The sequence below is a fragment of the Streptomyces sp. NRRL F-5727 genome (genome assembly GCF_000719555.1).
Classification (GTDB): Bacteria; Actinomycetota; Actinomycetes; order Streptomycetales; family Streptomycetaceae; genus Streptomyces.
The window spans coordinates 36,803-55,173 of record NZ_JOGX01000005.1 but is presented as its reverse complement, the minus strand read 5'-3'; the positions used below and the strand labels follow the sequence as shown (position 1 = coordinate 55,173).

Genomic DNA, 18,371 nt, shown 5'->3' with positions numbered 1-18,371 from the left:
CGTGCACGGCGCCACCCACCCCCGCCGGGCGGGTGGCGCTCCGGTCCGCCGCCCTCAGCCGCCCACGTACTCGAAGACCCCGCCCTGGGGGTGCCTGAGCACCGCGCGGTGGCCGTGCGGGGTGGGCGAGGCGGGCGCCACGACCTCCGCGCCGGCGGCCACCGCCTCCCCGACGGCCGCGTCCAGGTCGGTCACGGTCAGGGTGGCCGTCACCCCCGCGACCCGCGAGACGGCCTCGTCGGGACCGCTGAAGAGCAGGAAGGGGCCGACGCCCGCCAGGTCCACTCCGGCGAAGGAGAAGCGGGAGGCGCTGCTCCCCGTCAGCTTCTCGTAGAAGGAGACGGCGGCGTCCAGGTCGTCGACGCGCTGGCGCACCACCACGGATTCGATCGTCATGATCCCATCATCACCCGAACGCCGGTGCGACGTGGGCGTTTTCACGACGGAGGGTGGCGGCGGCTCAGGAGGGGCGGCCCTCCAGGGCCGCCGCGTAGGCGTCGTCGGGGTCGAGGTGGCGGAGCTCCTCGGCGATCAGCTCGGCCGTGGTGCGGACCTTGAGCGCCATGACGCGGCTGGGCTGGCCGGGGATGGCGAGCCGGGCCACCGGGCCCTCGGGGCGGTCGATCCGGATCTCGCCCTGCGGGGTGCCCATGCGGACGGCGGTGACGACCGGGCCCGCCGAGACGATCCGGTCCACCGGGACGCCGAGCCGGACCTCGAACCAGCGGGCCAGCAGCTCGGCGCTCGGGTTGTCCTCCTCGGCCTCCACGGCGGCGGAGACGACGTCGGTGCCGGCCTGGTCGAGGGCGGCGGCCAGCATGGAACGCCACGGGGTGAGCCGGGTCCAGGCGAGGTCGGTGTCGCCGGGGGCGTACGAGGCGGCCCGGGCGTCCAGCGCGCGGAGCGGGTCCTCGACGGCGTACGCGTCGGTGATCCGGCGCTGGGCGAGGGCGCCGAGCGGGTCCCTGGCGGGGACGGCGGGGGCGTCCACCGGCCACCACACGACCACGGGGGCGTCGGGCAGCAGCAGCGGCAGCACCACGGAGTCGGCGCGGGCGCCGAGTTCGCCGTGCAGACGGAGCATCACCGTCTCGCCGGAGCCGGCGTCGGAGCCGAGGCGGACCTCGGCGTCGAGCCGGGTCACCTGGCGGTCGCGGGGCGACAGCGCCCGGCGGCGGATGACCACGAGGGTGCGCGAAGGGTGCTCCTTCGACGCCTCGTTGGCGGCCCGCACGGAGTCGTAGGCGTTCTCCTCGTCGGTGACGATCACGAGGGTGAGGACGACACCGACGGCGGGGGTGCCGACGGCCCTCCGGCCCTCCAGGATCGCCTTGTTGATCGCGCTGGAGTTGGTGTCCGTGAGATCGATCTTCATTGCCCGGCGCCCGTCCCTTCCTCTGCGGGGAGCCTAACGCCCCGCACGCGCGCGCGTGCGCCGGTGGGGGCGTGCGGGGTTCACTGGGCGTCCGGTTCCCCGGTGCCGTCGCCCTCGGGGGCCAGGTCGTCCTCGGTGGCGTCGGCCGCCGCGGCCCGTGCCTGGGCGCGGCGGCCGACCACGGCCGCGGCGGCGAGCGCGGTGCCGAGGAAGGCGGTGACGACCACCCAGGGGCGGTCGAGGACGTGCCCGGTGGCGTGGTCGAGGGAGTAGCGGCCCGCGCCGGTGATGCCGATGGCGGCGGCGGTGAAGCCGAGGAAGGCCGGGTACTCGTAGCCGCCGCCCTGGGCGAAGAAGCCGGCCGGGGCGTGCACGGAGACCGCGCCCGCCATGGCGCCCGCGGCGGCCGCGCCGGCGGCGGGGGTGGCGAGTCCGAGGGCGAGGAGCGCGCCGCCGCCGGCCTCGCCGAGGCCGGCGGCGACGGCGGACTGGCGGGCGGGGTGGAAGCCCATGGCCTCCATCGCGTGGGTGGTGCCCTCGATGCCCCCGCCGCCGAACCAGCCGAGGAGCTTCTGGGTGCCGTGTGCGGCGAGGACGGCACCGGTGCCGACCCGCAGCACGAGCAGCCCGAGGTCGCGTCGGTTGGGGTGCATGACGTTCTCCAGGTGCGGGAGGGGGACGCGTACGCCTCCACTCTCGGCGCGCGTCCGGCCCGCCGCCGCCCGGGAGCCGGTCCGGTACTCCGTCTGTGTCATGTTTTGCGGCGTTTGCCGGGCGTTGCTTGACTGGGGTGGCCGTCGCCGTCCCGGCCGTTCGCCTTCCCGGCCGTCCGGGCGCGGCCCGAGGGAAGTGGGTTTGACATGACGTCCGAGTCCCCCGACACCACCGCGCTCCGGGCGCGCGTCCGGGAGCTGATGCCACGCGCCGAGGAGGACCTGAGGGCGCTGGTGGCGATGCGCTCCGTGGCCGACCCGCGCCAGTTCCCGCCCGAGGAGTGCGCGAAGGCAGCCGACTTCCTGGTGCGGGCCTTCACCGAGGCGGGGCTGAGCGACATGCGGCGGGTCACCACCCCGGACGGCACGGACGCGGTGGTCGGACACGGGAAGGGGCCCGAGGGGGCGCCGACCGTGCTGCTCTACTGCCACTACGACGTGCAGCCGCCGCTGGACGACGCGGCCTGGCGGACCCCGCCGTTCGAGCTGACCGAGGTCGACGGGCGCTGGTACGGGCGCGGCGCGGCCGACTGCAAGGGCAACATCGCCATGCACCTCACCGCGCTGCGGGCGCTCGGCGGGCCGGAGGGCGCGGGCTTCCCGGTGAACATCAGGTTCGTGGCGGAGGGTTCGGAGGAGCAGGGCACCGGCGGACTCGAACAGCTGGTGCCGTTGCAGCCCGAACTGTTCGCCGCCGACGCCCTGTTGATCTGCGACACCGGCAACTTCGCGCTGGGGCTGCCGACCACGACGACCTCGCTGCGCGGGCTGACGAACGTGGTGGTGACGGTGTCCACGCTCAAGGGCGAGATGCACTCGGGCATGTTCGGCGGACCGGCGCCGGACGCGCTGGCCGCGCTGGTGCGGATCCTGGACAGCCTGCGCGACGAGCACGGCAACACGGCGATCGAAGGGCTGCCGGCCGAGGGGCTGTGGGACGGGGTGTCCTATCCGGCCGAGCAGTTCCGCGCCGACGCGGGCGTCCTGGACGGCGTGCAGCTGGTCGGCACCGGGTCGGTCGCCGACGAGCTGTGGGCACGGCCCGCGGTCACCGTCCTCGGCATCGACTGCCCGCCGGTGGTGGGTTCCTCCGCCGCCGTACAGGCGCGGGTGCGGGCGCGGGTGAGCCTGCGGGTGCCGCCCGGGACGGACGCCGAGACGGCCAGGAAGGCGCTGACCGACCACCTGGTGGCGGCGGCGCCGTGGGGCGCCCGGATCGAGGTGGAGGCGGAGAGCGCCGGGCAGCCTTTCCGGGCGCGCACGGACGGGCCCGCGTACACGGCGCTCGGGGCGGCGCTGCGCGAGGCGTACGGCGCGGACATGGTGCAGGCGGGGCAGGGAGGTTCGATCCCGCTGTGCAACGTGCTCGCGGACCGTTTCCCGGACGCGGAGATCGCGCTGATCGGCGTGGAGGAGCCGGGCTGTCTCATCCACGCCCCCAACGAGAGCGTCGACCCCGCCGAGATCGAGCGGATGGCGCTGGCGGAGGCGCTCTTCCTCCGCTCCTACGCCGGGGCGTTCGCGCGCCCGGCCGGCGCGTGAGCGCGCGCCAGGACGACGACCGCCACAGGAAGGGAGAACGGACCCCATGACGCGGACGGACGAGAGGGCGCACGAGAGGGCCGGCCGGGAGGGGGTGCCGCCCGGTCCGCTGGCGATGCTCGCGGGCGCGGCCTGGCAGGCGCTGCTGCTGGCCGGGGTCGTGGCCCTGGTCCTCGGGGTGCTCGTGCTGGTGTGGCCGGGCGCCTCACTGGTGGCGGCCGGGGTGCTGTTCGGCGTCTACCTGCTGTTCAGCGGTGTGATGCAGCTGGTCGCCGCCTTCGGCACGCACGCGACGACGGCGCTGCGGGTGATGGCCTTCATCAGCGGCGCGCTGTCGATCCTGCTGGGCCTGTTCTGCTTCCGGGGCGCGACCCAGTCGATCCTGCTGCTCGCGCTGTGGATCGGCATCGGCTGGCTCTTCCGCGGCATCACGCAGGCCGTGGCGGCCGCTTCCGACCCGGCGATGCCGGCCCGGGGCTGGCAGGTCTTCCTCGGCGTCGTCAGCGCGATCGCCGGGGTGGTGCTGATCGTGTCGCCGCTGGAGTCGGTCGCGGTGCTGACCCTGCTGGGCGGGATCTGGCTGATCGCGGTCGGCGCGGCCGAGATCGTGACCGCGATCCAGGTCCGCGCGCGGGCCAGGAGGCTGCCGCCGGGCGCCTGATCCGCCCGGGAGGTCCCGCTCGTCCGGTCCGCCGTCCGCCCGATCTCCGGGCGGGCGGCGGACCGGCTCGTTTCGTGCGCTAGATTTTGCCGGTCCATGACCGTCGATCGCTCGCGATCACCACTCTCCGGAGCCGGCTTCCCATGACCGACATCGTCAACGGCCTCGGCCGTGCCACCGCCTACGGCGCCCTCGGCGTGGTCCTGCTGATCCTCGGCATCGTGCTGGTGGACGTCCTGACCCCGGGCAAGCTGGGCCGGCAGATATGGGAGGACCGCAACCGCAACGCGTCCGTCCTGCTCAGCTCCGCCCTGCTCGGCATCGGCGGGATCGTCTTCACCTCGATCTGGACCACCTACGACAACTTCGGCAAGGGCCTGGTCTCCACCGCCGCCTTCGGCCTCCTCGGCCTGGTCATGATGGCCGTCGCCTTCCTGGTGGTCGACCTGGTGACGCCGGGCAAGCTGGGTGCCACGCTGGTGGACCCGGAGCCGCACCCGGCGGTCTGGGTGACCGCCTCCTGCAACATCGCCGTCTCCGCGATCGTCTCCGCCTCGATCGCCTGACCGCGCGCGCCGCACTCCGCCCGGCCCGGTGTCCGTCCGCTCAGGACGGGACCGGGCCGGCGGCCGTTCCGGCGGGTTCCGCCTCCAGGAAGCGGCGGCCGCGCGGCCCCTTGTAGAGCAGGGCCTCCCAGCCGAGCTCGCCGAGCACGCGGGCGCAGGCGGTCAGGGCCTCGGTCTCCTGTCCGGCGGCGCCGGAGCCGGGCGGTCCCAGCCATTCGACCACGGCGGTGGCGGGCCGCTCCCCCGCCCGCACCCGGTAGCCGGTCGCCACGCGCGCGCCGCCGGGGTCCACCGCCGAGGGGGCGAGCCCGCCGGCCTCCAGGGCGAGCGCCACGGCCCGTACCGGCTGCCGCCGCTCCCACAGGGCGGGTACGGCTCCGGCGCCCGCGCCCGGGGTGCTGGTCAGCCGCCGGATCTGCCGGAGCCCTTCGAGCGCGGAGCGGACCTCGCGGGAGCGCTGCTCGGCGTCTCCGGTGAACGGCGGACCGTCGCCGGTCGCCGCCTCGAACGCCCCCTTGCCGCCCGGGTCCCCGCTCACAGCAGCCGCCGGATCTCGCCGCGGACCCGGTAGAAGCCGCCGGCCGCCGGGTGCAGGGCCTCCACCACGAACCGGGCGCCGGGCTCCCGGATGGCGCGCGGGAACTGCACGTTCCAGGACGACTCGTAGCCGGGGCTGATCACCCGGACCCGGCTCCGGCCGCCCTCCCGGGCGCACTCGACCACGATCGAGCCGGCCGGGGCCTCGGCGACCGAGGCGACGGACGCGACGGCGGAGACGGTGGTCGCCGGGGTGTACGTGGGGAGCGCGGCGGCCAGTTTGACGTCCCGGACGACGGGGACGCTGCCCTGCTGGGCGGCCTCGATCGCCGCCTCGCTCGCGTCCACGCAGACCAGCGAGCCGTCGGTGGTCACCAGGTACAGCCGCTCGTCGCGGTACTGCATGGAGAGCGCCGAACCGCCGCCGGTGCCCAGCTTCCACAGCCGGGTGCCGTCCTCGGCGAAGCAGTAGACGGAGGAGGACGAGTCGCCGGCGAAGACGAACCGGCCGCCGGGCGAGGTGGCGCAGGAGTACACGACCGCGTCGCAGGTGTAGACGGCCTCGACCCGGCCGTCGCTCTTGGCCAGCCGCTGCACCTTCTTGCGTCCGGTGCCCGCGTAGACGGCGGTGTCCTCCTGCCAGCCGAAGAGCACCGCCCCGTCGGTGCCGGTGTGCCACAGCTCGCCGGAGCCGTCGCCGGCGTAGGCGGTGACGCCCGCCGTGTCGCCGTAGTAGACGGCGCGGCCGTCGGCCCGGACCATCCAGGCGTGTTCGCCGCGGCCGGAGCGCGACCACTGGTGCTCGTCCTCGTGGTCGATGACGGTGAGCCGGCCGGAGCGGTCGGCCACGTCGAGCACGCCCTCGTGGATGTCGAGCCAGAAGATGTCGACGTCGGAGGTGATGTCGTAGGCGGCGAACGGCAGCTTGGAGGAGAGGTCGTAGACCTTGCCGTCGTCGCAGCCGGCGTAGATCCAGAAGTCGTCGGCGACCAGGCACTTCACGCCGTCGGGGAGGCTGAACCGGGCGAGCACCTCGCCGCCGTGGGCGAGCGTGAAGACGTCCCCCGCCTGGTTGCCCACCCAGATGCGGTCCTCGTCGACGTGGATCCCGAAGGCGGCGGAGCCGGTGCGGAAGCGCCACAGGACGGGGGCGACGGCCCGGGCGGTGGAGGGCGCGGAGGTGACCGCGCGGCGGGTGACGGCCCGGGCGGCGCGCTGGCCGGGGACCGCCGGGGCGTAGCCCTTGCGGACCTTCTCGCCGATCTTCTTCGCCGCGGCGGCCTGCGCCTTCTCGGCGGTCGCGAAGGCGGAGCGCTGGGTCTGGCCGGCCGCGCCGATCCGGCCGTAACGGACCGACACCTCCAGTCCGTCGACCGTCACTTCGTAGAACTTGTGGGCACCGCCGCCGTCCTGCGACAGCTCCAGATAGGTCGTCGTCATGATCCGAACGGTAGGGGCTGCCACTGACAACGGCCTGCGGTGAAGCCGTGGCCAAGGGACCAAGGTCCCGGCGATTCAGGACCTTTGTCGCGGCATTCCGGACATACACCCCTGTGACGATGGAGCTCGAAGATCATCCGACGTGCCGTCACCTCCGGTACGGCCGAAAGGGCCTCATGACCGAGCCATCCCCGCGGGCCCTGCCCGTCCGCGTGCGCCGGCACGCGGACGGCATAGCGATGGACGACCTCTTCCGGTCGGCCCCCGGCCCCGAACGCCCCCACGACGACACCGACCGAACCCGCGAGGACGCGCGCCGGGACCACGACGACACCGCCCGGACCCGCGCCGCGGCCGGCCACCCCCTCGCCGACGGCGGTGCCCCCTCGCGCCGCCACCCGCCCGCCGACGCGGGCCTGGCCGAACGCCCCGGCCCCGCCGCCCCCGGCTGGCTCGCCGTCCTCACCGGGACGGCCGCCCTCGGCAGCGCCGCCGCCCTGCTCTGGCGGGCCCGCCCGCTGCGCACCGCGCACGTGCTCCCCTGGGAGTGGGCCGCCCTCGCCGGACTGGGCGTGCTCGCCGTGGTCTGCTTCGGCGGCCTCACGCGCGGGCGTACCGGCTCCGCCTGGGTGCTGTCCCTGTTCGGCCGCTACCGGGGCAGCGTGCGCCGCACCGGCCTGGTCTGGATCAGCCCCTTCGTGCTGCGCCGCCGGGTCGACGTACGGCTGCGGCACTGGCGCAGCGAGCCCCTCGCGGCCGTGGACGCGGAGGGTTCGGCGCTGCGGGTGGTGGTGCTGGTGGTCTGGTCGGTACGGGACACGGCACGCGCGCTGTACGCCGTCGACGACCATCTCGGCTATCTGCGGGAGCAGGTGGAGGCCGCCACCGCGCGCGTGCTGTCCCGGTTGCCCGCCGACGCCTTCCAGGGCGGGGCGCCCACGCTGCGGGACGCGGAGGCGGTCGGCGACGCGCTGACCCGGCTCCTCGCGGCGGAGTGCCGGCCGGTCGGCGTGGCCGTCTTCTCGGCCCAGCCGACCCGGATCGAGTACGCGCCCGAGGTGGCCGCCGCGATGCACCGCCGGCAGCTGGCCGTCCTGGACGCCCGGCACCGGGAGTCGGTGCTCACCGGTGTGATCGACGCCGTCGACGACACCGTGACCCGGCTGACCTCGCGCGGCCTCGTCGACCTCGACGACTTCGAACGGCAGGCCCTGGTGAAGGACCTGACCGTCGCCTTCTACACCCGGCGGGGCGACCTCGCCCGCCCGAACGAGGAGTGACCGCGTGACCGTGGAGAGGACCACCGCCGTGGACGGCCTGGAGACGCCCGGCTTCACCGACGAGACCCCCGAGGACTGCGCCTGCGCCGGCTGTGCGGCGGGCGCGCTCGCGGCCCGCCTGGAGGCCGCGCGGGCGGCGCACTCCGTGACGTCCCTGCACGGGGTGCGCCGCGCGGTGGTCACGGCGGCGGGGCTGGTCGCGCTGACCGCCGCGGGCACCGGCACGGCCGCCGCCGAACCGGCCCCGGCGCACGCCGGCTGGGACGGCTCGCGCTACTGGTTCCGCGACGCGGCCGGCGCGTGGCGGTGGACCGGCCACCGGTCCGTCTACCTCCAGCGCACCGGCGGCGCGGGCGCGAAGGCCGCCCCGGCGGGCCCGGCCCGGGAGCCGGTCTTCCGGGGGCGGCAGGGCTGGGACGCCACCGACCGGGTGTACTGGTTCCGTTCCGGCGGGCACTGGTACTGGACCTCCCACCGCGGGAAGTACGAGCAGCGCACCGGCCGTTCCGGCGCGGCCCCGGCCGAGCGCCCCTCGCGGCCCGCGCAGGGCGGCGGGACGGCGGCGCGCGGCTGGACCGCGCCGGTGGAGTCGTACGTCTTCACCGGGTCCTACGGGCAGCGCGGCTCCTGGTCGCGGGGGTACCACACGGGCCAGGACTTCGCGGTGCCGAGCGGGACGCCGGTGCGGGCGGTGGGGCCGGGCCGGGTCGTGCGGGCCGGGTACGCGGGCGCGTACGGCTACGAGGTGGTGCTCCGTCACCCGGACGGCCGCTACACCCAGTACGCCCACCTCTCCCGGATCGACGTGTCGCCGGGGCAGAGCGTGTCGGGCGGGCAGCGGATCGCGCGCTCCGGGGCGACGGGCCGGGTGACCGGTCCGCATCTGCACTTCGAGGTGCGGACCGGGCCCTCCTTCGGCGCGGACGTCGATCCGCTGCGGTATCTGCGCGGGCACGGCGTCCGGATCTGAGGCCGGTCAGCCGGTGACGCGCTCGATCCAGGCGGTGACGTCGGCGACGACCTCCGCGCGGTTGGTCTCGTTCAGGACCTCGTGGCGGGCGCCCTCGTAGCGGTGGTAGGCGAGGTCGGTGAGGCCGGCCTCGCGGTAGCGGGAGACCAGCAGGTCGGTGTGGGCGAGGCGGCCGTTGAGCGGGTCGTGGTCGCCGACGAAGAGCGCGACCGGCAGATCGGCGGGCAGGCCGGCGGGGGCGGCGAGCCGGGCGGCGGCGTCCGCCATGTGGGCGAGCCCCTGGAGGTCGAGGCCGAAGCCGCAGAGCGGGTCGGCGAGGTAGGCGTCGACCTGCTCCTCGTCGCGGCTGAGCCAGTCGGCCTCGGTGCGGACGGGGGCGAAGGGGGCGTTGAAGGCGCCGAAGGGGCCGGCGGCCGACCGGTGGGCCGCGGCGAGGGCGGTGAGGAGGGCGTCGACGGCGGTGGTGCCGGAGAGGGCCACGCCGTCGACCAGCTCCGCGTGGTCGAGGAGGTACTGCTGGGCGGCGAACGAGCCCATGCTGTGGCCGAAGAGGACGACCGGGACGCCGGGGTGCCGGTCGCGCAGGAGGCGGGTGAGGGTGGCGAGGTCGTCGACGAGGAGGTTCCAGCCGTCGGCGCCGAGATGCCCGGGCCCGGCGTGCATCGACCGGCCGTGGCCGCGGTGGTCGGCGGCGTAGACGGCGTGGCCCCGGGCGGCCAGGTGCTCGGCGAGCGGGGCGTACCGCAGGCCGTGTTCCCCCATGCCGTGCGCGATCTGCACGACGCCGCGGGCGGGTCCCTCGGGGAGCCAGGCGTGGACGTGGACGCGGACGCCGTCCTGGGAGGTGAAGGTGAACATGCGCGCTCCGGCTCCTCTGCCCGCTCGACGGAAGGTCACGCCACCGTACGCGCTGTTCGGCATTGTCGAACAAGGGTCCGGTGGCGTGATCCGCGTCTCAGGCGTGCGACGGGGCGGCGGCCTTCGGGTTCTCGGTGACCGTGAGGCGTCCTTTGCGGAGGGTCGCGAGGCGCGGGGCCCGGCGGGCCAGGGCGCTGTCGTGGGTGACCATCACGAAGGTCAGGCCGTGCTCCTGCCAGAGCCCCTCGAGGAGGTCGGCGATCTCGTCGCGGGTGGACTCGTCGAGGTTGCCGGTGGGTTCGTCGGCGAGGAGCACCTGGGGCCGCTTGACCAGCGCGCGGGCGATGGCGACGCGCTGCTGCTGGCCGCCGGAGAGCTCGGACGGCAGGTGGGCGGCGCGTTCGCCGAGGCCGACGGAGTCCAGGGCCTCGGCGGCCCGGCGGCGGCGCTCGGCGGCCTTGACGCCGAGCGGGACGAGCGCGGTCTCCACGTTCTCCTGCGCGGTGAGCGTGGGGATCAGGTTGAAGCTCTGGAAGACGAAGCCGATGTACCGGCTGCGGACGGCCGTGAGCCGGGTCTCGGAGAGCCTGGCGAGGTCGGTGCCGTCGAGGAGGACGCGGCCGGCGGTGGGGCGGTCGAGGCCGCCGAGCATCTGCAGCAGGGTGGACTTGCCGCCGCCGGTGGGGCCCTGGATGACAAGGCGGTCGCCCTGCGCGATCTTCAGGTCGATCCCGGCGAGGGCGTCGACTCTCTCCTGGCCGCGCCGGTACTGCTTGGTGACGCCGGTGAGTTCGTACATGGGTGGGACTCCTGGGGTGCGGAAGGGGCTCCTGCGGTACGGGGGTGGGCGGGGCGGCTACTCGACGCGGCGCAGCGCGTCGGCGGGGCGCAGCCGGGAGGCGCGCCAGGCGCCGAAGGCCCCGGCGACGAGTCCGCCGACGAGGGCGAGGAGGACGGCGAGCCCGACGGTGGTGAGGCTGACGGGTGCCGTGAGCGCGATGTCGACGCTGCGGCCCGCGGCGGTGCGCGCCATGCCGGGGCCGCCGGGTCCTCCGCCCAGGACCATGCCGCCGCCGCGGCCGGCGAAGCCGCCCGTGGCGGCGCCGAGTTCGGCGGTGAGGGTGGGGCTGGCGGCGGTGACGGCGTAGGCGCCGGCGAGGCCGACGGCGATGCCGAGGGCGCCGCCGATGACGCCGTTGACGAGGGCTTCGCCGACGACCTGGCGGGTGACGCGGCCGCTCCTCCAGCCGAGCGCCTTGAGGGTGCCGAACTCGCGGACGCGGCGGCTGACGGCGGAGGAGGTGAGGAGCCCGGCGACGAGGACGGCGGCGAGCAGGACGGCGTACGAGAGCCACCTGCCGACGTCGGAGGCGAGACCGGCGGCGGTGTCGAGGGAGCCGGAGACGGTCTGGGCGAGGTCGGCGGAGGTGGTGACGGTGGTGCCGGGGACGTTCTTCTGGATGGCCGCCTTGACGGCGTCGATCCGCGTCGAGTCGGTGGCCTTGACGTAGACGGTGGTGACCTTGCCGGCCGAGCCGGAGAGGGTCTGCGCCCGCCCGAGCGGGAGGTAGACCTGGGCGGCGGACTGGCCGCTGTCGGCGGTGGCGATCCCGATGATCTCGAACTTCACGCCCTTGACGGTGAGTTCGTCGCCGACGGTGAGGTCCTGCTGCTGGGCGTAGGCGCTGTCGACCACGACGACCCGGGCGTCGGTCTCGGTGGTCCTGAAGGTGCGGCCCTGGGTGATCGTGGAGGTGGTGAGGGGGCCGAGGTCGGGGCGGGTGACGTCGGTGCCGTAGAGGGTGAAGGAGTCGACGTCGAAGGCGGCGCCGCCGCCGGTGACGGTGTCGCCGGGCCCGCCGACGCCGCCGCCCTGCGCCTGCCCCGGGCCCTGCGGCTGCCCCTGCGCCTGGCCTTCGCCGCGCTGGATCTCGCCGCGCCGGAACTCCCCGTCGATCTTCAGGTTGACGAGGCTGAGGCCGCCGACGGCCCCCTCCACGCCGGCCTGCCTCGCCACGGTGGCCACGGTGGAGTCGGCGAGGGTCTGGAGGCCCTGGACCATCAGCCGGTCGCTGCTCTGCGCCTCTCCGTCGTCCCGGCCCTGGAACTCGAAGCGGGGCCGCGCGGGCTGCGCGCCCTCGGCGGGCCGCTCCTGGGCCTTGGTCACCGTGAGGTCCGTGCCGAGGCCGTAGAGGGATTCGAGGACCTTGCCCTGGGCCTGCTTCATCCCGGCGGAGACCGAGGTCACGACGATGACCAGCGCGATGCCGAGCGCGAGCCCGGAGGCGACGACGAGCGCCGCCTTTCTGCGGCGGCGCAGTTCGCGCCGGAGGTAGGTGAAGAACATGGCGGCGAAGGTAGGGCCGCCGGGTGAGGCCGGGATAAGGCCCGCGTGAGAGCCGGATGAGAGCGGGGGCGGGGGCGGGAGCGGGGGCGGTAGCAAGAGCGGGAACGAAGGCGGGGCGGGAGCGGGAACGAGGGCGGGGGCGGGAGCGAGGGCCTGCCCTCGCTCCCGCCGGCTCAGCGACGCTCCCGCCGACCCGCCCCCGCCGGGGTGCCGCTCAGGACAGGCGCTTCAGGACCTCGGCCGCCAGGGGGGCGGAGGAGGCCGGGTTCTGGCCGGTGATCAGGTTGCGGTCGACGACGACGTGGGGGGCCCACGGCTCGCCGGCCTGGACGTCGACGCCCGCCTCGCGGAGCCGCGTCTCCAGGAGCCACTTCGCCCGGTCGGCGAGGCCCGCCTGGGTCTCCTCGGCGTCGGTGAAGGCGGCGACACGGTAACCGGCGAAGGCGTTGGCGCCGTCCTCGTCCACGGCGGCGAGCAGGGCGGCCGGTCCGTGGCAGACGACGGCGAGCGGCTTGCCGGAGCCGAGCGCGGCGGTGAGCAGGCGCCCGGAGTCGGCGTTCACGGCGAGGTCCTCCATGGGGCCGTGGCCGCCGGGGTAGAACACGGCGTCGTACTCGGCGAGGTCGGCGTCCTCCAGCCGGATCGGCGTGCGGAGCTGCGCGAAGGCGTCGAGGGTGGCGGCCACCTTGGCGGCGCCCTCGGGGCCGCCGTTGGCCTCGGGGGCGAGGCTGCCCCGGTCGACGGTGGGGACGACGCCGCCGGGGGTGGCGACGACGACCTCGTGGCCGGCGGCGGTGAACGCCTCGTACGGCGCGGCGGCCTCCTCGGCCCAGAAGCCGGTGGGGTGCTTGGTGCCGTCGGCGAGGGTCCAGTGGTCGGCGCCGGTCAGCACGAAAAGGATCTTCGACATGGGTCTGCGGGGCCTCTCGGTCGCGAAGGGAGCGGGCCGCCGTTCCGGGCCCCTGGAGGGCGTCGTCCGGACGGCGAGGGTTCGACCGTAGGCCCCCGGACCCATGGGAATCCAATAGGCTCGGACATGTGGACGATAGGAATTCCGATGGATCACCGGGAACAGCGGGAAGGGCCGGAATACCGGCGGGGTCGGGACCGGGGCCGTCCGGGCCGCCGGACCTGAACCTGCTGCGGACCTTCCTCGCCGTGTACCGCGCCGGGGCCTTCACCGCGGGCGCCCGGGTCCTGGGCCTGTCGCAGCCGACGGTGACCGCGCAGATCCGGGCGCTGGAGGGCCGGCTCGGGCGGGAGCTGTTCGAGCGGCTGCCGCGCGGGGTGGCGCCGACGCCGTTCGCGGACGATCTGGCGGCGCGGGTCATGGGCCCGCTGGACGCGCTGAGCGCCGCCGCCGGCGCGGCGGCCGGGGTGCCGGGCGAGGACGCCCCGGCGGAGCCGGTCCATCTGGCGGGCCCGGCCGAGTACCTCTCGCACACCGTGCTGCCGGCCCTGGCGCCGCTCGTGGAGCGGGGGGTACGGCTGCGGATCGCGTTCGGCCTGACGGAGGGCCTGCTGGACGAACTGCGCGCGGGCCGGCACGACCTGGTGGTGTCGACGGTGCGGCCCCGGGGCCGCAGCCTCGCCTGGCTGCCGCTCGACGACGAGGAGTTCGTCCTGGTCGGCGCGCCGGTGTGGGCGGAGCGGATCGGCGGCCGGGTCGACGAGGAGGGGCCGGCCGCGCTGCACGGCGTACCGCTCGTGGCGTACGCCGAGGACCTGCCGATCCTGCGCCGGTACTGGCGCCACGTCTTCGGCCGGCGCCTGACGGCCGTGCCCGCGGTGACCGTCCCGGACCTGCGGGCGGTGCGGGCGGCGGTGGCGGGCGGCGCCGGGGTGAGCGTCCTGCCCCGCTACCTGTGCGCGGCGGAGCTGGCCACGGGCGCCCTCGTACCGCTGCACCTGCCCGAGGACCCGCCGATCAACACGGGCTTCCTGGTGCAGCGCCCCGGCCCGCCCGCCCATCCGCACGTGGCGCTGGTGCGGGACCACCTGGCCGCCCGCCGCGTCAGTACGTGACCGTGATCCGGCGGGCGGGGCCGTCCACGCGGATCGTGCCGCCGTACGGGATCACCACCTGCGGGTCGGTGTGTCCGAGGTCCACGTCGAAGACGGCCAGGGTGTCGGGGGCGTAGGCGTCCAGCGCGCGGAGCACGGCGGCGCGCTGGGCCTCCCGGTAGGCGGCCCGGCCGGCCGGGTCGTGGGGGGCGTCGAAGGACCAGGCGCGGGCCCGGCCCATGAGGAGCGCGGGGAAGCGGGCGAGCAGGCCCCGCTCCCCCATCGCCCGGAGGATCCGGAACACCTCGTCGGCGGTGGGCAGCAGCTCCGAGGTCTCCAGGAACAGCACCCCGCCCTCGTACGCCTCCGGCTCGGCGATCTCCCCTCCCGCCATGAGGAGTTGGGAGACGATCTCCAGGCAGCCGCCCCAGGAGCGGCCCTCGACCACCCGCTCGGCCCGGTGCCAGTGCCAGGGCCCGGCGGGCTCCATGACGGGCGCGGAGTCGAAGGTGCGGGGGTCCTCCCAGGGGCGCTCGACGTCGTTGGTGTCGGTCGGGGCCGGCAGGTCGTACGGGCCGGAGCCGAAGAGCGCGGCCCGCACCGAGGCGTCGGTGACCGGGTGGACGGCGCCGGGGCGGCCGAACTGGGTCATCACGGCGGCGCCGTGGTAGCCGACGACGCCGAGGTTCCACAGCCGCATCAGCAGGTTGGTGTTGTCGCTGAAACCGAAGAACGGCTTGGGGTTCGCACGGATCACCTCGTCGTCCAGGTGAGGGAGGAGGGTGATCTGGTCGTCGCCGCCGATGCTGGCGACGATCGCCTTCACGGTGGGGTCGGCGAAGGCCGCGTGCAGATCGTCGGCCCGGTCCCGCGCGGACGCGCCGAGCTTGCGCGTGGTCGGGTACTCGACGGGCACGAGCCCGTACTCCTCCGACAGCCTCCGCAGACCCAACTCGAAGGGGAGCGGCAGCACTTCGGGAAGTCCGGCGGCGGGTGACAGCACGGCGACCCGGTCCCCGGGGCGCGGCTTGGGAGGAAAGATGATGTCCGTCATTCCCGCACCCTACGGGGGAGTCGACGGCGGCCGCTCGCCCGTTTCCGCCCGCCGCCCTCCGCCCGCCCTCATCCGCCCGTCCTCATCCGCCCGTTCTTCTCCGCCCGTTCCTCTCCGCCCGGCGGTCCGCCGTCAGCGGGTGTGGGCGAGCGGGTCGGCGAGGATGTCGTGGAGGACGAGGGCGGCGGCGCCCCGGGCCGCGTCGGTGGCCGGGGAGGCGGCGCGCACGCGCGGGGCGTCGGCGGGCCAGAGGCCGGAGACGACCCGTTCGGCGAGCTCGGCGGTGACGGCCGGGGCCAGCCAGGGCATCAGCCGGGGGTAGATGCCGCCGAGGACGACGGCCTCGGGGTCGAGGAGGTTGACCGCGCCGGAGAGGGCGCGGCCGAGCATCCGTCCGGCCTCGGCGAGGGCGGCGAGGGTCCGCGGGTCGGCGCGCTCGGCGCGGGCGGCGAGGTCGTCGACGTCGTCGGCGCCCGCCGCGCCCAGCAGCGCCGCCTGCCCCGCGTACTGCTCCAGACAGCCGCGGGAGCCGCAGCGGCAGCGGGGCCCCTCGGCGTCGACGACGAGGTGCCCGATCTCGCCGGCGAAGCCGTGGGCGCCGCGCAGGAGTTCGCCGTGGACGACGACGGCGCCGCCGACGCCGGTCTCGCCGGTGAGGTGGAGGAAGGTGCGGGGCGTGCCGGCGGCGCCGAAGCGGAGTTCGGCGAGGGCCGCCATGTTGGCCTCGTTGTCGGAGGCGACCGGGAGTCCGTGGGCGCCGGGGCGGAGGGCGGCGAGGGAGTCGCCGAAGAGTCGCTCGGCGGGGGTGTCGTGCCAGCCGAGGTTGGGGGCCTGGCGGACGGTGCCGCCGGAGACCAGGCCGGGCAGGGCGAGGGCGGCGCCGGCCGGGCTCAGGCCGAGGGCCTCGGCCTCGGCGAGCACCTCGGCGGCGACGCCGGCGGCGCGGGCGAGGACCTCGGGGGCGTCGGCGCGGTTGTCGACCCGGACGGTGCGGCGGATCCGGTCGGCGCCGGTGAGGTCCACCAGGCAGACGGAGACGTAGGCGACGTTGATCTCGACGCCGAGGGCGGCGGGGCCGGTCCCGGCCGGCTTGAGGACGGTGCCGGGGCGGCCCGCCTGGCCGCTGAAGGTCTTGCCGGACTCGACCAGGAACCCGAGGTCGAGGAGCTGTTCCACGAGGGAGGAGACGGCGGGCCGGGTGAGCCCGACGCGGGCGGCGACGGCGGCCCGGGTGGTCTCGCCGGCGTCGTGGACGGTCCTGAGGACGAGGCTCAGGTTGTGCCGGCGCACGCCCGACTTGTCGGCCTTGGGTTCCGTGGGCTGGTTCATGGTGAGCGTGAGCCTAGTCGCCCCTTTCACTCGAACAGAAACGCCTCCCGGCACCTCCCCGGGAAGCCGGCCGGCGCCCCCGCACGGGGAACCGGCACCCCGCACGGGAAAAGAGTTCAGTGACCGAACTCTTTCGGCTACGCTGCCCGCCATGACCCTTCCGCGCGACTACCGCGGCCAGACCTGCTCCCTCGCCCGCGCGATGGAGGTCGTCGGCGAGCGCTGGACGCTGCTGATCCTGCGGGACGCCTTCTACGGAGTGCGCAGGTTCGGCGAGTTCGCCGCGCACCTGTCGCTGCCCCGGGCGGTGCTCACCGACCGGCTGGCCGGGCTCACCGCCGCCGGCGTCCTGGACCGCCGCCCCGACCCGGGCGGCGGCCGCCGCGAGGTGTACGTCGTCACCGCCAAGGGCCTCGGGCTGTGGCCGGCCGTCCGGGCGCTCACCGACTGGGGCGAGGAGCACGCGCCGCCGCCCGGCGGCGGGCCGCGCCGCCTCTTCCTGCACCACGCCGACGGGGCCCGGGTCGGCCCCGACGGGCACTGCTCCGGCTGCGGCGCCGCCGTCCCGCCCGGCGACCTGCTGGTCGCCCCGGGACCCGGGCTCGCCCCGCCCGGCGACGACGCCGACCCGGTCACGGCGGCCCTGGCCCGCCCGCACCGGCTGCTCACCCCGCTGCTCACCACGGCGCCGGTCCGGCGCACCACGAAGGGAACCCCATGAAGATCCTCGTCGTCGGCGCCGGTGCCACCGGTGGCTACTTCGGCACGATGCTGGCCCGCTCCGGGCAGGACGTCACCTTCCTGGTCCGCCCCGGGCGCGCGGCGGCGCTGCGCGCGGGCGGGCTGCGGGTGGTGGGCCGGGACGAGGAGTGGGTGCTGGACGCGCCCCGGCTCGTCACGGCCGGCGAGGCGCCGTCGGGAGGCCCGTACGACCTCGTCCTGCTCGGCGTGAAGGCGACCGCCCTCGACGCGGCCCTGGCGGACCTGGGCCCGTTCGTCGGACCGGGGACGGCGGTGCTGCCGCTGCTCAACGGCCTGGCCCACCTCGACGCGCTGGAGGCCCGGTTCGGCGCCGGAGCCGTCCTCGGCGGGGTCGCGAAGGTGGTCACGGCGCTCGACGACACCGGTGCGATCCGGCGCCTCGCGCCGCTGGCGCACCTCGCCCTCGGCGAGCGGGACGGCGCGGTCTCGCCGCGGGTGAAGGAGATCCGTACGGTCCTGGAGGACGCCGGGATCGACGCGCCCGTGCCCGCGTCGATCGTCACCGCGATGTGGCACAAGTGGGTCTTCATCACCACCTTCGGCGCGGTGACCAGCCTGATGCGGGGCACGGTCGGCGAGGTGTACGACGCCCCCGGCGGCCCGGAGCTGGGTCCCGCGGTGCTCGCGGAGGCGGCGGCGGTCGCCGCGGCGGCCGGGCACCCGGTGCCGGAGGAGGAGCGGGCGGCGACGCTGGCGGTGGTCTCGGCGCCGGGTTCGCCCATGGTGCCCTCGCTCTACCGGGACCTGACGGCGGGCAGGGCCACCGAGGTCGAGCACCTCTTCGGGGACCTGACCGCGCGGGCCCGCGCCCTCGGCGTGCCGACCCCGCTGCTCGACCTGGCCACCCTCCACCTGCGGGTGCACCAGCGGCGGATCGACGCCGCCGGAAGCGGTCAGTAGGCTCGGCGGCGCCGGGACGGGAGCAGAGGAGCG

At 75.7% G+C, this 18,371-nt stretch carries 18 protein-coding genes and 1 pseudogene; 8 read left to right on the top strand and 11 right to left on the bottom strand.

Features of this window, described 5'->3' with window-relative positions; translation table 11 throughout:
- Positions 1-54: 54 nt before the first annotated feature.
- The 3 genes from IF73_RS0105695 to IF73_RS0105685 form a co-directional block, all read right to left on the bottom strand.
- On the bottom strand, positions 55-396 hold the full coding sequence (locus IF73_RS0105695; RefSeq protein ID WP_031004110.1) for a VOC family protein: 342 nt from the start codon (positions 394-396) through the stop codon (positions 55-57).
- Positions 397-460: 64 nt separating this feature from the next.
- Complete coding sequence (gene opcA, locus IF73_RS0105690) at positions 461-1,375, bottom strand: glucose-6-phosphate dehydrogenase assembly protein OpcA (RefSeq protein WP_031004108.1); 915 nt, start codon at positions 1,373-1,375, stop codon at positions 461-463.
- Between the two features lie 80 nt (positions 1,376-1,455).
- Complete coding sequence (locus tag IF73_RS0105685; protein ID WP_031004106.1) at positions 1,456-2,028, bottom strand: DoxX family protein; 573 nt, start codon at positions 2,026-2,028, stop codon at positions 1,456-1,458.
- A 207-nt stretch (positions 2,029-2,235) separates the two neighbouring features.
- Here IF73_RS0105685 and IF73_RS0105680 point away from each other — a divergent pair, with 207 nt between their 5' ends.
- From IF73_RS0105680 to IF73_RS0105670, 3 genes are all read left to right on the top strand, one after another.
- Entirely contained in the window at positions 2,236-3,630 is a 1,395-nt protein-coding gene (locus tag IF73_RS0105680; protein ID WP_031004105.1) for a dipeptidase, read from the top strand.
- Positions 3,631-3,676: 46 nt separating this feature from the next.
- Entirely contained in the window at positions 3,677-4,291 is a 615-nt protein-coding gene (locus tag IF73_RS0105675; protein ID WP_037878345.1) for an HdeD family acid-resistance protein, read from the top strand.
- Positions 4,292-4,434: 143 nt separating this feature from the next.
- Positions 4,435-4,857, top strand: a complete 423-nt coding sequence (locus IF73_RS0105670) for a DUF350 domain-containing protein (RefSeq protein ID WP_031004101.1) — start codon at positions 4,435-4,437, stop codon at positions 4,855-4,857.
- A gap of 40 nt (positions 4,858-4,897) precedes the next feature.
- On the opposite strand, the gene IF73_RS0105665 is transcribed toward IF73_RS0105670, so the two are convergent.
- Together IF73_RS0105665 and IF73_RS0105660 are read right to left on the bottom strand one after the other, a co-directional pair.
- Complete coding sequence (locus IF73_RS0105665; RefSeq protein WP_031004099.1) at positions 4,898-5,395, bottom strand: hypothetical protein; 498 nt, start codon at positions 5,393-5,395, stop codon at positions 4,898-4,900.
- Entirely contained in the window at positions 5,392-6,834 is a 1,443-nt protein-coding gene (locus tag IF73_RS0105660; RefSeq protein ID WP_031004097.1) for a WGR domain-containing protein, read from the bottom strand. The genes IF73_RS0105665 and IF73_RS0105660 overlap by 4 nt, the downstream gene beginning before the upstream one ends.
- A gap of 176 nt (positions 6,835-7,010) precedes the next feature.
- Between IF73_RS0105660 and IF73_RS37490 the strand changes: the two genes are divergently transcribed.
- Both IF73_RS37490 and IF73_RS42825 read left to right on the top strand, forming a co-directional pair.
- Positions 7,011-8,114: an SPFH domain-containing protein gene (locus tag IF73_RS37490; protein ID WP_199806615.1), complete on the top strand. Its 1,104-nt coding sequence runs from the start codon at positions 7,011-7,013 to the stop codon at positions 8,112-8,114.
- Positions 8,115-8,724: 610 nt separating this feature from the next.
- Positions 8,725-9,084: pseudogene (locus IF73_RS42825) on the top strand (M23 family metallopeptidase); the annotation flags it as partial.
- Positions 9,085-9,090: 6 nt separating this feature from the next.
- On the opposite strand, the gene IF73_RS0105645 reads toward IF73_RS42825, so the two are convergent.
- The 4 genes from IF73_RS0105645 to IF73_RS0105630 all read right to left on the bottom strand — a co-directional run bounded on the left by IF73_RS0105645 (position 9,091) and on the right by IF73_RS0105630 (position 13,199).
- Positions 9,091-9,942: an alpha/beta hydrolase gene (locus IF73_RS0105645; protein ID WP_031004093.1), complete on the bottom strand. Its 852-nt coding sequence runs from the start codon at positions 9,940-9,942 to the stop codon at positions 9,091-9,093.
- A gap of 97 nt (positions 9,943-10,039) precedes the next feature.
- Positions 10,040-10,741: an ABC transporter ATP-binding protein gene (locus tag IF73_RS0105640; RefSeq protein WP_031004091.1), complete on the bottom strand. Its 702-nt coding sequence runs from the start codon at positions 10,739-10,741 to the stop codon at positions 10,040-10,042.
- A 57-nt stretch (positions 10,742-10,798) separates the two neighbouring features.
- On the bottom strand, positions 10,799-12,289 hold the full coding sequence (locus IF73_RS0105635; RefSeq protein WP_031004088.1) for an ABC transporter permease: 1,491 nt from the start codon (positions 12,287-12,289) through the stop codon (positions 10,799-10,801).
- A gap of 214 nt (positions 12,290-12,503) precedes the next feature.
- Complete coding sequence (locus IF73_RS0105630) at positions 12,504-13,199, bottom strand: type 1 glutamine amidotransferase domain-containing protein (RefSeq protein WP_031004086.1); 696 nt, start codon at positions 13,197-13,199, stop codon at positions 12,504-12,506.
- Between the two features lie 179 nt (positions 13,200-13,378).
- Between IF73_RS0105630 and IF73_RS0105625 the strand changes: the two genes are divergently transcribed.
- Complete coding sequence (locus IF73_RS0105625) at positions 13,379-14,314, top strand: LysR family transcriptional regulator (RefSeq protein WP_031004085.1); 936 nt, start codon at positions 13,379-13,381, stop codon at positions 14,312-14,314.
- On the opposite strand, the gene IF73_RS0105620 is transcribed toward IF73_RS0105625, so the two are convergent.
- On the bottom strand, positions 14,304-15,347 hold the full coding sequence (locus tag IF73_RS0105620) for a S66 family peptidase (protein WP_031004083.1): 1,044 nt from the start codon (positions 15,345-15,347) through the stop codon (positions 14,304-14,306). The genes IF73_RS0105625 and IF73_RS0105620 overlap by 11 nt on opposite strands.
- Before the next feature lie 132 nt (positions 15,348-15,479).
- The gene (locus IF73_RS0105615) at positions 15,480-16,676 is read right to left on the bottom strand and encodes an ROK family transcriptional regulator (RefSeq protein WP_031004081.1); all 1,197 of its coding nucleotides are present in this window, start codon (positions 16,674-16,676) and stop codon (positions 15,480-15,482) included.
- Between the two features lie 151 nt (positions 16,677-16,827).
- Between IF73_RS0105615 and IF73_RS0105610 the strand changes: the two genes are divergently transcribed.
- Positions 16,828-17,397 (top strand): winged helix-turn-helix transcriptional regulator, encoded by a 570-nt coding sequence (locus tag IF73_RS0105610; RefSeq protein WP_031004079.1) that lies wholly within the window; start codon positions 16,828-16,830, stop codon positions 17,395-17,397.
- Positions 17,394-18,338: a ketopantoate reductase family protein gene (locus IF73_RS0105605; RefSeq protein ID WP_031004077.1), complete on the top strand. Its 945-nt coding sequence runs from the start codon at positions 17,394-17,396 to the stop codon at positions 18,336-18,338. The genes IF73_RS0105610 and IF73_RS0105605 overlap by 4 nt, the downstream gene beginning before the upstream one ends.
- Positions 18,339-18,371 lie beyond the last annotated feature (33 nt).